We start from the raw sequence: 14,417 nt of genomic DNA on the forward strand, positions 1-14,417 counted from the left end.
ACCCCACTTGGAAAAAGAGGGTTTTAGGTAAGGGTTTTATATGCGAAATAAAGCTAAGCAATATTAGATGATTTCCAGGATTTCCAGAATTCGATTTAAATCAGAAGCGGAATTGAATGGGATTTTGATCTCTCCCTTGTTTTTGGGATTCGATTTCAACGCTACTTTGGTACCAAAGTGAGAGGCCAGTCGCTGCTGTATTTTACTGATCTCATATTTACGCACTGGGTCCAGCTCAGGCTTATTGCTTTTCTCAGGTTTGCCTTCGCTCAGGGCTTTGACCAAAGCCTCTACCTTACGTACGCTTAGTTCTTCAGCTACAGCTTTTTTGAAAATCGCCAATTGCTGATCCACATCTTCAATATTGATCAGTGCACGGGCATGTCCCATGGAGAGTTGCTGGTCACGTATGGCCGCCTGAATAGTGGGAGGTAGCTTAAGTAGGCGAAGGTAATTGTTTACCGTAGTTCTGTTTTTACCTACGCGATCTCCCAGTTCCTCCTGCTTCAGATCACATTCAGCGAGTAGTCTTTGGTAGGATTGTGCGATTTCCAGGGCATTTAGATTTTCTCGTTGGATGTTTTCAATCAATGCCATTTCCAGCATTTGCTGATCATTGGCAGTTCTTACATAGGCGGGGATCTGAGTAAGTCCGGCTATTTTAGAAGCTTGGAATCTTCGTTCCCCAGATATCAATTGATATTCGTCAGTATCTAATTTTCTGACGGTGATGGGCTGTATGATGCCTTGAATCTTAATGGATTCGGCTAGTTCTGCCAATGCGTCTTTATCAAAATGAACCCTAGGCTGGAATGGATTGACCTGGATTTGCTCTAGTGGAATCTCAAAAATCCCAGTTTTAACGGCTTCAGGTAAGATATCCTCTGATTTGTGCTTGGCTGGACTGTCTTCGAGCAATGCTCCTAGACCTCTTCCAAGGGCACTTTTCTTACGGTTGGGTTTTTGATCAGACATAGTTATTTGGTCACTTTTTGCAAGTCATTTTTTTGGGCGATCTCACCTGCCAGATTGAGGTAAGCAACGGCTCCTTTGCCGTCTGCGTCGAAGGAGATTGCCGGTAGGCCAAAGCTCGGGGCTTCGCTCAGGCGGACATTTCTAGGGATGATTGTCTCAAAAACCATGTTTTTGAAATGAACCCGTACTTCTTCTACTACTTGATTGGAAAGTCTCAGCCTCACGTCGTACATGGTCAGGAGTATGCCTTCTATTTCCAGATCCTGATTGAGACGAGTCTGGATGATTTTGATGGTGTTGAGAAGTTTGCCAAGTCCTTCCAGGGCGAAGTACTCGCACTGTACCGGGATGATCACCGAGTTGGCAGCAGTGAGGGCATTGATGGTAATCAGACCCAAAGAAGGAGAACAATCGATAATGATAAAGTCATATAAATCCCGAAGGTCATGAATGACTTCTCGCATTTTTTCCTCTCGGTTATCCATATTGATCATTTCCACCTCTGCACCTACCAGGTCTATGTGGGAAGGTACCAGGTCTAAGTTCTCGATTTCGGTGGATAGAATAATCTCTTTTACATCTATTCCATCCACCATGCATTCGTAGATACTGGTGTTGATGGATTTGGGGTCATGACCCAGCCCAGAGGTGGTGTTTGCCTGAGGGTCTGCATCAATTACCAGGGTTTTGAATTCCAGTACAGCTAAACTAGCCGCCAGATTCATCGCTGTGGTAGTTTTACCGACTCCGCCTTTTTGGTTGGCAATGGCAATGATTTTTCCCATGGTGTGTATCGAAGAGTATTTGAATCTCAATATTAAGCAAAATCAATTCTTTTCCGGCTGATCTGTCTGCTTTTTTTAAGCTGATTTGAATGCACGGTGATATTGCGTTTCAGGTTGGGTTTTGTCTTGAATTTTGCGGAAAATTCTGGTTTTATGCGTGTTGTCTAAGTTGAATTCCGCCTTGCATATCCGTTCGGGTTTTAGGTTTTTCGGTGAATGCCAGTTAGTTGATAGCGGAATGGGGGATTGAAGAAAATCAATTGAGTAAAAAAAAGAGGCTGTCTCAAAAGTATCGGATGTTGCTTTGAACGGAGTCGAAATGTATCCCAATATTCAGGGAATGATCTTCGACTCCGCTCAGGCAGACACCGAGCAGTCTTTTGGGACAGCCTTTTTTGATGGCTTATTTTTTACGCGAATTGTCAGCGGCTTTCATAGCATCTTCAAGCTTTTGCTGAAATTTCGATTTCTTCTTATTGGCGTTTTTGGCTTTGCTTTCTTCCACTTTAGCTCTGATTTTGTCATCATCCACAAACTGTTTGATCAGCGCCTGCTGCCCAAAAGTCACCATGTTTGACACAAAGTAGTAAAAGCTCAATCCTGCCGGATAGGAGTTCAAAATAAACATGAACATCACCGGCATGATATACCCCAGGTTTTTCATTGGTCCAGTAGCGGTAGTCAACTGGTTGTTAAAATGAGTGTATATAATCTGCGAAGCTGTCATCAGGAGCGTAAATAAACTCACGTGAGACCCATAAAATGGAATGGTGAAAGGCAGATTGAAGAAGGTGTCATAGGTGGAAAGATCCGTGGCCCATAAGAATGACTCCTGGCGGAGTTCTATTGCATTTGGAAAGAAAAAGAACATGGCAAACAAGAATGGCATCTGCAGCACCATGGGCAGACAGCCTGAGATCGGGCTAACTCCAAGTTTGGAGAAAAGCTTCATTTGCTCCTGCTGCATCTTAGTAGGATCCTCTCCGTACTTTTCCTTCAATTCGTCAATTTCTGGCTTAATCACCCTCATTTTTGCCATTCCTATGTAAGACTTATAGGTCAGCGGAAACAAGGCTAATTTGATCAGAAATACGATGACGATAATGATGACACCGTAATTGGAAAAGATGTTTTCCAAAAAGGCGAATAGATTGACAATGATGTACTTATTCACCCAACTCACGAAGAAGTAGCCCATGTCTACATTGTCTTCGAAGCCATCAGTTACCTTCTTGAGGACCTTGTATTTATCAGGGCCGAAGTAATAGGTGAATCCAGTTTGCCCATCCTGAAGTGGGATGTTGAAACTGGCAGTCATATTTCTGACTATGGAACTGTCCTCTGGTGTGCTTTGGGATAGTGCCACATTCTGAAAATCCCCTTCGGCTATCATCGCAGCTGAGAAGAATCTCTGGCTAAAGCTGATCCACTTGACAGACTCTTCTAGTTGCTCCTGCTCCAGGTCATCACCTGAGCCCAGGTTGTCAAAAGAGCCCGAACTGGTGTAGTAGTTAAGCCTAGATTGTCTTCTGGATTCTGCGAGATTGCTTTCCTGAGCGATCAGCTGTTCATCCCAGTTTACTGTGATGGCATTACCAGTAAATATATTTTGGAATCTATCTATGGAAATCGTTTTCTGTACCTGATAGCTTTCGTCTGCCAGGGTGTAGCGTTGTACGATCTCACCACTGGCGGTAGATGCTTTCAGTACCAAAGTCTGGGTAGGCACACCTTCTTCAGTCTGTCCATTTTCCGTGCTGGCGGTGAAAAACAGTTCGTTTAAGTTCAGCGGGCCATTGTTACTTGCTAGTACGAAATCCATTTTGGAACTCTCCTCATTGAAGAGCACCAGAGGCTCTGCTTTGGAGTTTTTATATTCCTTCAAAATCACCTGGTCTACACCTGCTCCTTTAGAAGAGATGTGTACTTGGATTTGATCGTTTTCCAGCGTAAATACTTCTTCTTCGCCTTGGGTAAGCGCAGCGAGGGCGCCATATTTTGCACGTCTGGCAGCGTCTAAAGTGCTGTCATTTGCTACAGCAAGTTCAGGTGAAGAGGCTTGGTTTGATGCATTAGATTCTACTGATTCCGTTTGCGATGCTGTAGGTGTCTCAGCTTCTGGGATTTCTGGGCTACTCGCAAAGAAAAGCGAATAGATCAAAATCACAGCTGCAAATAGAATCAAACCTGTTGCTTGATTTCTGTCCATAAATTCTAATCGTAAACCCGAATTGGATGAGTCGGGGTGTTTTTATTTAATTTTTTTGTTCACTGCAGCCTGGATGAATTTCACAAACAGTGGCTGCGGCGTAAGTACTGTGCTCTTATATTCTGGGTGAAACTGCACCCCTACAAACCAAGGGTGGTTTTTGTTTTCTACGATTTCTACTAATCCTGTATCTGGATTTTTACCGGTAGCGATCATACCCTTTGACTCCATCTCCTTAAGATATTGGTTGTTGAACTCATATCTGTGACGGTGTCTTTCCTGGATTTTAGACTTTCCGTAAGCTTGAAAAGCCCTGCTTCCTTTTTTGAGGTCGCAAGCATACGAACCAAGTCGCATAGTTCCACCCATTTGCTCAATATTTTTTTGCTCTTCCATCAATCCAATCACCGGATTTGCGGATTTCGGATCCATTTCTGTGCTATTGGCGTCTTTGAGACCCATTACATTTCTAGCGAATTCTATTACGGCCACTTGCATACCCAGGCAGATTCCTAAAAAGGGAATGTCGTTTTCACGAGCGTATTTCACCGTGTCGATTTTACCTTCAAATCCCCGCTCACCGAATCCCGGAGCGACCACTATTCCGTCCAGATCCTCCAGCTTTGACTGCAAGTTATCCGGATTGATTTCTTCGGAGGAGATCAGCTTTAGGTTTACATGGCATTCCACAGATGCACCAGCATGGGTGAAGGCTTCTATGATGGATTTATAGGAATCCGGTAGCGAAACATATTTACCTATCAAACCTATGGTAACTTCCTGAGTAGGGTTTTTCAGTTTTCCCAAAAACTCCTTCCAATTGCCTAGGTCAGTATTTTCTTTGGAGGAAAGCTTGAGCTTGGTCATTACTCTTTCGTCCAGCTTTTCCTTTTTCATCAATAGTGGAACATCATAGATGGAGTCTGCATCCATAGCTTCGATGACACTGTTGAGTTGCACGTTACAGAATAAGGCCAGCTTTTTCTTCACGTCATTTGGCAGGTGGTGTTCTGTTCTACATACCAAAATATCCGGCTGTATACCAGCTTCGAGTAGTTGCTTTACGGAGTGTTGGGTAGGTTTAGTTTTTAATTCTTTGGCCGCCCTGAGAAACGGAATCAGTGTCAGGTGGATGACCAAAAAATTATTTGGTCCCAAGTCCCATTTGGCTTGACGAACGGCCTCAATGAATGGTAGGGATTCTATATCACCTACACATCCCCCAATTTCGGTGATGACCACGTCAAAGTCACCACTTTCTCCTAGCTTATAGAAGTTGGCCTTGATTTCATCGGTAATGTGGGGAATGACCTGAACTGTTTTTCCTAGAAATTCTCCCTTACGCTCTTTGGTGATGACGTTGTTGTATATTCTTCCGGTGGTGACGTTGTTGTCCTGGGAAGTGGGGATGTTCAGAAATCGCTCATAATGACCAAGATCCAGGTCAGTTTCGGCTCCATCATCCGTCACGTAGCATTCGCCATGTTCATAGGGGTTTAGTGTCCCGGGATCGATGTTTAGATAGGGGTCAAATTTTTGGATGGTAACTCTGAAGCCTCTGGCTTGTAATAGTTTGCCCAGAGAGGCAGCGATGATTCCTTTTCCAAGTGAGGAAGTAACTCCTCCGGTAATAAAGATGTATTTGGTGCTTGAAGCCATAAGAATGGGGGAGAGGGGATATTTGATTGGATTCTTATGGGGCTCAAAATTAGGGAAAAATTCCTGATTTATGGTGTTGAGATCAGGATAACACTTAGATTTTCTAAATTTCTTTGAGAAAAGTGCTGCGCTAATCACACCTTAGTGCGGGTCTTTTTTTGGTGAGTTTCCTAGAGCTGAATCAGTAACTACATATTGAATTAGTACAGGAAGTCCAGACTGGGAATTTCTTACAGCTGCCAGTTAAGGACGCTAGCTCTATCCTATAATCTGAGGAAAACTATAGAAAAAGTCTCGCTATAATACTTGATTAGGAATTAAGCAGTTGCCTATTGTCTAGCCTGTAAGTCCCCAATAGATTATGTTTAAGTGATAGGTTTTTAGGTAGTTATGTTGTTTTTCTGCTGTTACTGTCGGGGCTTGAAAAGTCCCTGTAATCAATGAAGTAAGTCAAGAAAATAGCATTAAGTAGCTTATGTATTAAATGTTACCAGTTGGAGATTTAGCTAGGTATGAGATAAAAATGCACCGATTTTATACTATAGTAGGGTATGTTGGTTGGGGAAAATATTACCTGACTACGCTCCTTGGAATGATTGGTTTGTATTAGAAAGATTTGATTTTAATAAGTTCTAATATCTCCATTTCTAAAATTGGTTTTATTAAATCCGCTACTTGCCGAACAAATTCTGAAGTACCGAGTTGCTCTTGGAGGTGATTTGTCAATCAATAACTTTTATGCATTTGATAATTTCTGAAGTAATGTTAATTTTTATTGTTTAGGGAAAGGATTTTAATTCAGAAGTTATTTGTAAAAATAATAATTGTATATATTGCGCAGATTAATTGTTAAAACTTTATACTTACTAAACAAGTAGAATTATGAGAGATCTTATTAAAGAGGCCATCGCGGATCTAAAAAATGCTGATGGTTTTATTTATGTCACTGCAGAAGGTGATAAAGTAGATTTGCATGAGGCTGCCAAAAAAGGCATCCCTGTAACTCCAGTAAACCCTAAAGACCAAGTGATCAAAAAGCTTGAAAAAGCTGGTCTGCCGTTGAATGAAGGTAAGTTTTTGAATGAGCTGAATGAATTGATTGCTCTTGTTACTGGAAATGCTCCAGCAGCTAAAACTACTAAAAGAAGAACTTTTACTGATGCTGAGAAAAGCAAAATCGTAGAAGAATGGAAAAAAGTAGAGGCAGCAGGTAAGAAGACCAAGGCAGCATTTGCAAGAGAAATTGGTGTAGGTTACCAGACTTTCATCAACTGGCTAAGAGGATAACCCCACCTCTTTTTATACCATACAAAAACGGCACCTTGAAAAAGGTGCCGTTTTTTATTATGTATTATGTATATCCTCTTTTCTGCTAGTGGTGAGGATAAAGCGATCTAGGATATGTTGGATTTAAGACCGCCTCCCGGCAAAGACAGTATTCGGGCACTTGTATTGAGCAAAATCGTAGTCTCGTACTTCCGAACAGCTAAGCGAAGGATGAAGAGTAACTGTCATCCTTGCGGATAATCAAATTATACATATTTCAATTTTCTGAGTGATATAAAGACAGCCACATTGACCAGTACGGCAAAGGCTACCATAGCTTGAATCATCAAAGTAGGAAGCGTAAGCGTAGGCATGCTTATATTGGCCTTCGGCCAAGAGATCTTTAAATCTGTAATAAAGGGAAAGTCTATTTCTGTGAAATAGGTGCTTGTCTCAGTTCCAGAAGGTAGAAATATAAGTACTGTAAAAAATAATCCAATAACCAGCGCTGCTACGAGTTTCCAGATAGAGGTTGAAATTACAGGAGTATATACTCGTGTGGTAGTGGATCCGCTCAATTTAGCTAAAATACCCTTGTGAAAATCCTTGCCAGTATCTTCTACACCTGCATCGACTAGCAGTTTTTTGAAATAAGCATCTTGATCCTTCATGTTTTTCATAGTAAATGAGTAAGCTCTTGAGCTGCGATTTTCTTTAGTGCTTCCATTAGGCTTTTTCTACCTCGGTGTAACAAAATTTTTACATGAGAAGTTTTCAGTTCCATGATTTCTTCCATTTCCTTGATGCTTTGCTCCTCCAGATAAAATAAGGTCAGTGCAGCAGCTTCTGTAGGTTTGATCATGCCCAATGCTTTCTTGATGATATTCTTTCTTTCATCTAATTCCAATAAATGTAGCCCATTGCTGCTATCCGGCTCAGCATCTTCAGATTCATGGATTTCATCCAGGGAAGTGTGGATGGCTTTTGTTTTTCTGAGTTTACTTAAAGCCTCATTATACACTATTTTATACAGCCAAGTGGAGAATTTGGATTTCCCTTCGAAGCTGGAGAGGGATTGGTGCACTTTAATGAAAGCATCCTGAACTACCTCCTCGGCTTCCTGTCTATCCCTTAGGATTCTAATTGCCAAAGTAAGCGCATAGTTTTCATGCTTTCGGATGAGAAGGCCATAGGATTTCAGGTCACCCTGGAGCGTTTTGTCTATATAATACCGGTCTTCTTGAAAGCGCATTCTCTACTTGGATGCTTATGAATCAAAAAAAGTTACAGGTTTTTTTAAATACTTGTAACCAGAGCCACCCTTTCTTGCATCAAAGGAGAAAAACAAACACAAATCATGGTTGAAATCTTAGTTACACTTATTATTTTCTCCTGCATCTTCGGAGTGATTTACACTTTCCTTACCACTAGAAATAGGGAGAGACTTGCTCTGATTGAAAATGGTGCAGATGCGAAGCTTTTTAACTCGGGTAAAAAATACAGCCTGGGTCAATTTATTTTAAACATAGCTCTTCTGGCCATAGGTGTAGGTGCCGGTGTGTTGTTTGGAGCTTTGTTCAATACTATTGGCTTAGAAGAAGGAGTGGCTTTCTCGGCCTGTATATTTATCTGTGGCGGCTTGGGCTTGCTTGGTAGTTATTTTCTCAACCGGAAATTAGCCGAAAAAAACATTTAATTTGGATTTAAACTATTAATTAAAGACCTCTTCTTTATTGGAGAGGTTTTTTTGCTTTGGCTCAAAACCGGTCTGCTCTCGATTTTCTGATTATTTTTGTGAAAAATCAATCACCTTGGAGCATTCTAGATTAGTCACAGCCTTTAGAAATGAAGGCGTTTTACATTTAAAAGAAGGCAATGGTAAGGTCCTTACCTTGTTGAGACCAGACCTATGGAATCCTGAATTAGGCGAAGACTGGGTTTATTTACTTTTTGACCTGTTTCAGATCCGGACCATTTGCGAAGCCTTTTCTGAAGTGTCTTTGGATATAGTAGAGTTTGGCAGCAAGCCTACCATTTACCATTCTGACCCGAACAGGATTATAGCTGATGGACCAAGGGTAAACGGAAACCTGAAGTTTAGCTTGATCCGGGAACCCAACTGGAACAAGCTCTTATTTCAGATTTCGCAGCCTGTTCTGGTGAAAATGGATACCAAAGAAAAAACAGACTTTCAGACCAGCCTTGTATTTCCACTCCTGAGCCCTGCTACCAAGGAGCTTTACCTGGGCCCTGAAGGAGAAGTTAAAATTATCAAAAGATGAATTTCAAATCACATCTGGATCAGTTCGAAGTATTCGCAAAGGTGGCTCAGGCGGCTGCAAACCTCGGTGTAGAAACCTATGTGGTCGGTGGGTACGTGCGGGATTTGATCTTGGATAGGGAAAAGAAAGGGCCCAAGGATATTGATTTTACCTGTGTAGGCAGTGGCATAGAGCTGGCAAAAGAAGTGGCCAAGCAGTTTGATGAGCATGTGCCACTATCCGTATTTAAGAATTTTGGCACGGCTATGCTGAAGCTAGAGGACTGGGAGTTGGAGTTTGTGGGGGCGCGAAAGGAGTCTTATCGGGCAGACTCCAGAAAGCCCGTGGTGGAGACAGGAACCCTCCAGGAAGATTTAGAACGTCGGGATTTCACCATCAACGCCATGGCGATAGCTCTAAATGCCGGGAATTTCGGGGAACTCCTGGATCCCTTTGATGGGCTGAAGGATATTTCCAAGAAACTGATAAGAACGCCATTAGAACCTAATATTACCTTTTCGGATGATCCCTTGCGCATGCTTCGGGCAGTGCGTTTTGCCTCACAGCTGAATTTTGATATAGACGCGGATACCTTTTATGCGATCAGTCAGAATGCTTCTCGTTTAGAGATTATTTCAGGAGAGCGCATCATCGTGGAGCTGAATAAAATAATACAAGTAGAAAAGCCTTCCTATGGCTTCAAATTGCTGTTTGCCAGTAAATTACTGCATCAGTTTTTCCCTGAAATGGTGGAGCTTCAAGGCGTAGACTCGGTAGACGATAAGTCCCACAAGGATAACTTCTATCATACCCTGCAAGTATTGGACAATGTGTGCCAGACGTCGGATGACCTTTATTTGAGATGGGCGGCTATTTTGCACGACATAGCCAAACCGGCCACCAAAAGGTTCAATAAAAAGGTGGGCTGGACCTTTCACGGACATGAAGACAAGGGAGCCCGCATGGTACCGGGGATTTTCCGCAGGTTGAAACTGCCCATGGATGAAAGGATGAAATATGTTCAGAAATTAGTTAAACTGCACCTTCGTCCTATTGCTTTGGTCAAAGATGAGGTCACAGACTCCGCCTTGCGGAGGTTGCTTTTCGAGGCAGGAGAGGATATAGACGACCTCATGAAGCTCTGCCGGGCAGATGTGACTTCTAAGAATAACAGAAAGGTGAAGCGATACCTGGAAAATTTTGATAAAGTAGCACAGAAGTTGGTAGAGGTGGAGGAAAAGGACCAGGTGCGGAACTTCCAGCCACCGATTTCTGGTGAGGAAATCATGGAAACTTTCGGTATAAATCCTTCAAAAGTCATCGGAGAAATCAAAGAAGAAATTAAAGAAGCTATATTGGAAGGCAAAATTCACAACAATGCCGCGGAGGCTCGTGAACTGATGCTGGAAATAGCTAAATCCAAAGGTCTTGAGTACCAGAATTATCCCCCAAAATCATAAACTAAATAAATTAAAATAGTAATGAAGCACGTAGTAATCATGCTGCTTTTGGCACTAGGTGTCAGCACATCCTTTGCCCAAAATTCAGATTCCACCTTGGTCAAGCTTGACCCGGCCGTAAAAAAATCCATGAATGCACTTGACCAGGCAGGGTACCAGCTGGCCATGCGCTATAATGACCGGCAGGTCGCCAAAGCAAACTTGTATGAGTTAATGTTGAGAAATCCAGAGGATATTCGTTATCCGGAATTGTTGGCTAGCTTATACTTCGAAGGAGGACAGTCTACTTCAGCTGCCTTGGTGGCCCTGGATATATTAAAAGTAAATGACAAGAATATCCCAGCATTGGAAATCGCTGCGTATTCCTTAGAGCAATTGGGTGCATTTGACCGGGCTCTACCGCATTTCGAAAGCCTTTATTTGCTGACTGGAGATAATTTCAGTCTGTACAAATCAGCCTTTCTTCAGTACAACCTGAAAAAGTATGCGGAAGCCATGAATTCGGTAGATATGCTAGTGAAAAATGTCAAGCCAGAGGATAAAATTGGTTTTCCAAAATCGCAGACTGAAACCCAGGAAATCAGTATGAAAGCTGCTGCTTTGAATTTGAAAGGTTTGATCTATCTGGAGCAAGGCTCAAAAGCGGATGCTAAAACCGCTTTTGATGAAGCAATTTCACTTGAACCAGAATTTGAAATGGCTAAAGAAAATCTGCAAAAGGCAATATAAACAGCCTTTCCGATCGCAAAATATAAACCGGCCTGAGGTCGGTTTTTTTTTGTGCTTTCTTTTTTTAGGATTATAAGGAAGATTAATAGAATGGAAACTTTTTGGTAACACCACTTAGGTATATATAGTGGAACTTTACCTGTTATGAAAATTCCATTTCCTATTCTTAGTATTGCTTTTTTATGGGCTTTGCTTTTTTCTAATGCTTCTGTAGGGCAAAGCACCGAAGAGTTTCACCAAAGGCTCAATTATGTAGATAGTCTGGCTAAAAGGCAGCCCGATCAGGCCTTTCTGATGGCCACAGAAATCGTGGAGCTGGGGAAGCAGCAGAACTGGGACACCCTTGTAGGAGTATCCCAGTTGATCCGTGGTAAAATCCTTTTCCAATTTGGCCTTTTTCAACCCGCCTCAGAAGCATTTTATGAGGCTGAGCATATTTTTGAACAGGAAAACCTGATTTCCCATCTAGCTCAGACCCACAATGCCCTTGGGGAGCTTTATTACAAAATTAAGTCTACAGAAGATGCTTTGCAGCGTCATGAGTCAGCTTTAAAGCTTTACCAGACTATTGATGATGCGTCCGGTGTGGCCGAGACCAAGAGTTTTATAGGAGGAATGTATGAGAAAATGGGGGCTTACCCCAAAGCCTTGGCATTTCAAAGGGAGGCTCTCTTACTATTTGAGGACATAGACCATAAAGAACAACTGGCTTTTGTGCATGAGAATGTAGGGAGTATCTATGAGGATTTGGAGCAGTATGATTCTGCATTGGTTTACTTTCAGAAAGCGTATGAGCTGAATTTTGAGATAGGGGATAGCTTGAGTTTGATCAGTAATTTAAATAATCTGGGCGATGTGTATCGAAAGACCATGGAGGCTGAGAGAGGCCTAAAATACTCTCTGGAAGCTGCTCAGATCAGTGCTAGACTTGGTTTTTTGGATCAGCAGAAAAGTGCAGTAGTGGATATATCCAAAGCCTATGCTGAAATGCAGGATTTTAGCAATGCGTACAAATTTTTAGAACAAAGCCGGGAGCTCAGTGAGCTGGTGTACTCTGAGGAATCCGCTAGGCAAATAGCGATTCAGGAAGCACAGAACCATCTTTTTACTAAAAATCAACAGATCAAGCAACTGGAACAGATGCGGGTGATAGATGCCCGGCTGAAATGGGCATTACTATTCTTGGTTGCTTTATTATGTGTACTGGGGTGGGTGATTTTCAATCGACAAAAGTTGAAGATCAGAAGCAATAAGAACCTGCTAGAACAGCAAAAGGAGACCTTGGCAGTAAAAGAGCGCCTGATCTCTACAGAAAAGCAAAACCGGAAATTGTTAGAGCTGAAAATGGAAGCGGAGGAGCAGGCGCATTCCAAGGCTTTGACAGCTCAAACTTTGCACGTCATCGATAAAAACCAAATGCTGGAAGATATCCAGCTGAGATTGCGAAATATTCTGGAGGAGGAACCAAAGGAGCAAAAGAAAAAAATACGGAACCTCATCAAGCAGATCGACTATAATTTTTCTCATGATACAGACTGGGAAGACTTCAAGCATAGTTTTGAAAAAGTGTACCAGGATTTCTTCCGAAAAATCCAGCAGCAATCCGGCGGCCTCACGCCAGCAGAGATGAAATTGGCTAGCCTGATGCGTCTTAATCTCAATTCCAAAGAGATAGCGTCTACCCTAGGAATATCCATGGATAGTCTTCGGATTTCCCGCTATAGGCTTCGCAAAAAAATGAAACTTGAAAAGGGGGAAAGCTTACAGCAATTTTTGCTTTGTATATGATTTACAATTTATTAACTCCTTTTTAACATTGGTTAATATACTGGTTATTAAGTCCTTACGATCGTTTTATTGATTTCTGTTTAGATTTTGTTAACGCTTGATATGCTGTTTGTTGCCCAAATGATTACAGTCAATTCTGGTCTATAGCCTATGCTCAATCTAACATTGTGGCATCAATATCAATCAATTCTTATGATAAAATCTAGGCTGAGTTATGGGGTGTTTGCAATCGTGATTCTTGCGGGATCTTGTAGCGAGCCTACCCAAGAAACCAAGGAGGCAGTGGTGGCTTCCAATGTAGAACCCTTGTATGTGACAGATTCGGTCATATATGATACAGATGACCCCGCAATCTGGGTCAATCCAGATGATGCTTCTAAAAGCCTCATTATTGGCACAGACAAAAATGAAGATGGAGCCCTGTATGTGTTTGACCTGAAAGGGAATGCTGTTGACTCATTAATTGTACGGAATATTCAGCGTCCTAATAATGTGGACGTGGGGTATGGTTTGGACTTGGGCGATCGCAGCGTTGACTTTGCGGTAACTGGAGAACGAATGACCTCTAAACTGAGATTCTATTCCCTTCCGGATATGCAAGAAATCAATCCGGGAGGAATTGAAGTATATGAGGGAGAAACTGGCCCGGAATATAAGGATCTGATGGGAGTTGCTCTTTTTCAAGACAAAACTACTGGAAAGAATTATGTAATCGCAGGAAGAAAGAATGGCCCTACTGATGGCACCTATCTCTGGCAGTATGAGATTTTGGCAGAGAATGGTCAAATCAACTTGGCACTGGTCAGGAAGTTTGGTTCATTTTCAGGCAGTAAAGAAATAGAGGCTATTGCCGTAGATGCAGAATTAGGATATATCTACTATTCTGATGAAGGGGCAGGTGTCAAAAAATACTATGCAGATCCAGAAAAAGGGAATGAAGAGCTGGCTTTTTTTGCTCAAGAAGGATTTACAGATGATCACGAAGGTATTTCGATTTATAAGCTGGATGACAAAACGGGGTACATTCTGGTTTCAGATCAAGGAGCAAACCTTTTTCATGTATTTCCCAGAGAAGGGTCTCCTTCCAATCCCCACGAACACAAGCTTCTCACTACCATCCCCGCGAGTACCATCTCAAGTGACGGCTCAGAGTCCAGCAGTGCGTCCCTAGGATCAGAATTTCCACATGGAGTTTTTGTGGCTATGTCTGACGACAAAACTTTTCAAATCTACCGATGGGAAGACATCGCAGGTGACATTCTGAAAATTAAAAACTAAACATCCT

The 14,417-nt window shown here is 42.1% G+C and carries 13 protein-coding genes; 7 read left to right on the top strand and 6 right to left on the bottom strand.

Annotated elements, in window-relative coordinates; translation table 11 throughout:
* Positions 1–63 precede the first annotated feature (63 nt).
* The 4 genes from PBT90_RS03200 to PBT90_RS03215 all read right to left on the bottom strand — a co-directional run bounded on the left by PBT90_RS03200 (position 64) and on the right by PBT90_RS03215 (position 5,628).
* Positions 64–975: a ParB/RepB/Spo0J family partition protein gene (locus PBT90_RS03200; RefSeq protein WP_264808915.1), complete on the bottom strand. Its 912-nt coding sequence runs from the start codon at positions 973–975 to the stop codon at positions 64–66.
* A 2-nt stretch (positions 976–977) separates the two neighbouring features.
* On the bottom strand, positions 978–1,760 hold the full coding sequence (locus PBT90_RS03205; protein ID WP_264808916.1) for a ParA family protein: 783 nt from the start codon (positions 1,758–1,760) through the stop codon (positions 978–980).
* A 403-nt stretch (positions 1,761–2,163) separates the two neighbouring features.
* Positions 2,164–3,969 carry a membrane protein insertase YidC gene (gene yidC, locus PBT90_RS03210; protein ID WP_270131555.1) on the bottom strand — a complete coding sequence of 602 codons (1,806 nt, stop codon included), beginning with the start codon at positions 3,967–3,969 and terminating at the stop codon, positions 2,164–2,166.
* Between the two features lie 42 nt (positions 3,970–4,011).
* A complete protein-coding gene (locus PBT90_RS03215; protein ID WP_264808918.1) occupies positions 4,012–5,628 on the bottom strand; it encodes a CTP synthase in 1,617 nt (538 codons plus the stop codon).
* A gap of 882 nt (positions 5,629–6,510) precedes the next feature.
* Here PBT90_RS03215 and PBT90_RS03220 point away from each other — a divergent pair.
* A complete protein-coding gene (locus PBT90_RS03220; RefSeq protein WP_270131558.1) occupies positions 6,511–6,915 on the top strand; it encodes a hypothetical protein in 405 nt (134 codons plus the stop codon).
* Positions 6,916–7,160: 245 nt separating this feature from the next.
* Here the strand turns inward: PBT90_RS03220 and PBT90_RS03225 are convergent, their stop codons facing one another.
* Both PBT90_RS03225 and PBT90_RS03230 read right to left on the bottom strand, forming a co-directional pair.
* Positions 7,161–7,565, bottom strand: coding sequence for a hypothetical protein (locus tag PBT90_RS03225; RefSeq protein WP_264808920.1), 405 nt, complete (start codon positions 7,563–7,565; stop codon positions 7,161–7,163).
* Positions 7,566–7,570: 5 nt separating this feature from the next.
* Positions 7,571–8,146: an RNA polymerase sigma factor gene (locus PBT90_RS03230; RefSeq protein WP_270131561.1), complete on the bottom strand. Its 576-nt coding sequence runs from the start codon at positions 8,144–8,146 to the stop codon at positions 7,571–7,573.
* Between the two features lie 105 nt (positions 8,147–8,251).
* Here PBT90_RS03230 and PBT90_RS03235 point away from each other — a divergent pair, with 105 nt between their 5' ends.
* The 6 genes from PBT90_RS03235 (at position 8,252) to PBT90_RS03260 (ending at position 14,410) form a co-directional block, all read left to right on the top strand.
* Positions 8,252–8,590, top strand: a complete 339-nt coding sequence (locus PBT90_RS03235; RefSeq protein WP_270131564.1) for a DUF6249 domain-containing protein — start codon at positions 8,252–8,254, stop codon at positions 8,588–8,590.
* A 115-nt stretch (positions 8,591–8,705) separates the two neighbouring features.
* On the top strand, positions 8,706–9,176 hold the full coding sequence (locus PBT90_RS03240; protein ID WP_264808926.1) for a hypothetical protein: 471 nt from the start codon (positions 8,706–8,708) through the stop codon (positions 9,174–9,176).
* Positions 9,173–10,615: a CCA tRNA nucleotidyltransferase gene (locus PBT90_RS03245; protein WP_270131566.1), complete on the top strand. Its 1,443-nt coding sequence runs from the start codon at positions 9,173–9,175 to the stop codon at positions 10,613–10,615. The genes PBT90_RS03240 and PBT90_RS03245 overlap by 4 nt, the downstream gene beginning before the upstream one ends.
* Before the next feature lie 21 nt (positions 10,616–10,636).
* The gene (locus tag PBT90_RS03250; RefSeq protein WP_264808928.1) at positions 10,637–11,344 is read left to right on the top strand and encodes a tetratricopeptide repeat protein; all 708 of its coding nucleotides are present in this window, start codon (positions 10,637–10,639) and stop codon (positions 11,342–11,344) included.
* A gap of 144 nt (positions 11,345–11,488) precedes the next feature.
* Complete coding sequence (locus PBT90_RS03255; RefSeq protein WP_270131569.1) at positions 11,489–13,132, top strand: tetratricopeptide repeat protein; 1,644 nt, start codon at positions 11,489–11,491, stop codon at positions 13,130–13,132.
* Positions 13,133–13,324: 192 nt separating this feature from the next.
* Positions 13,325–14,410, top strand: a complete 1,086-nt coding sequence (locus tag PBT90_RS03260) for a phytase (protein WP_270131571.1) — start codon at positions 13,325–13,327, stop codon at positions 14,408–14,410.
* Positions 14,411–14,417: the final 7 nt, after the last annotated feature.

It is taken from the genome of Algoriphagus sp. TR-M9 (assembly GCF_027594545.1).
In the GTDB taxonomy this organism is placed as follows: Bacteria; Bacteroidota; Bacteroidia; order Cytophagales; family Cyclobacteriaceae; genus Algoriphagus; species Algoriphagus halophytocola.

What these genes read in the sequence shown, in the direction of transcription:
- PBT90_RS03200 (WP_264808915.1), bottom strand. Translation starts at nt 975, where the DNA reads ATGTCTGATCAAAAACCCAACCGTAAGAAAAGTGCCCTTGGAAGAGGT.
- PBT90_RS03205 (WP_264808916.1), bottom strand. Translation starts at nt 1,760, where the DNA reads ATGGGAAAAATCATTGCCATTGCCAACCAAAAAGGCGGAGTCGGTAAA.
- yidC (WP_270131555.1), bottom strand. Translation starts at nt 3,969, where the DNA reads ATGGACAGAAATCAAGCAACAGGTTTGATTCTATTTGCAGCTGTGATT.
- PBT90_RS03215 (WP_264808918.1), bottom strand. Translation starts at nt 5,628, where the DNA reads ATGGCTTCAAGCACCAAATACATCTTTATTACCGGAGGAGTTACTTCC.
- PBT90_RS03220 (WP_270131558.1), top strand. Translation starts at nt 6,511, where the DNA reads ATGAGAGATCTTATTAAAGAGGCCATCGCGGATCTAAAAAATGCTGAT.
- PBT90_RS03225 (WP_264808920.1), bottom strand. Translation starts at nt 7,565, where the DNA reads ATGAAGGATCAAGATGCTTATTTCAAAAAACTGCTAGTCGATGCAGGT.
- PBT90_RS03230 (WP_270131561.1), bottom strand. Translation starts at nt 8,146, where the DNA reads ATGCGCTTTCAAGAAGACCGGTATTATATAGACAAAACGCTCCAGGGT.
- PBT90_RS03235 (WP_270131564.1), top strand. Translation starts at nt 8,252, where the DNA reads ATGGTTGAAATCTTAGTTACACTTATTATTTTCTCCTGCATCTTCGGA.
- PBT90_RS03245 (WP_270131566.1), top strand. Translation starts at nt 9,173, where the DNA reads ATGAATTTCAAATCACATCTGGATCAGTTCGAAGTATTCGCAAAGGTG.
- PBT90_RS03250 (WP_264808928.1), top strand. Translation starts at nt 10,637, where the DNA reads ATGAAGCACGTAGTAATCATGCTGCTTTTGGCACTAGGTGTCAGCACA.
- PBT90_RS03255 (WP_270131569.1), top strand. Translation starts at nt 11,489, where the DNA reads ATGAAAATTCCATTTCCTATTCTTAGTATTGCTTTTTTATGGGCTTTG.
- PBT90_RS03260 (WP_270131571.1), top strand. Translation starts at nt 13,325, where the DNA reads ATGATAAAATCTAGGCTGAGTTATGGGGTGTTTGCAATCGTGATTCTT.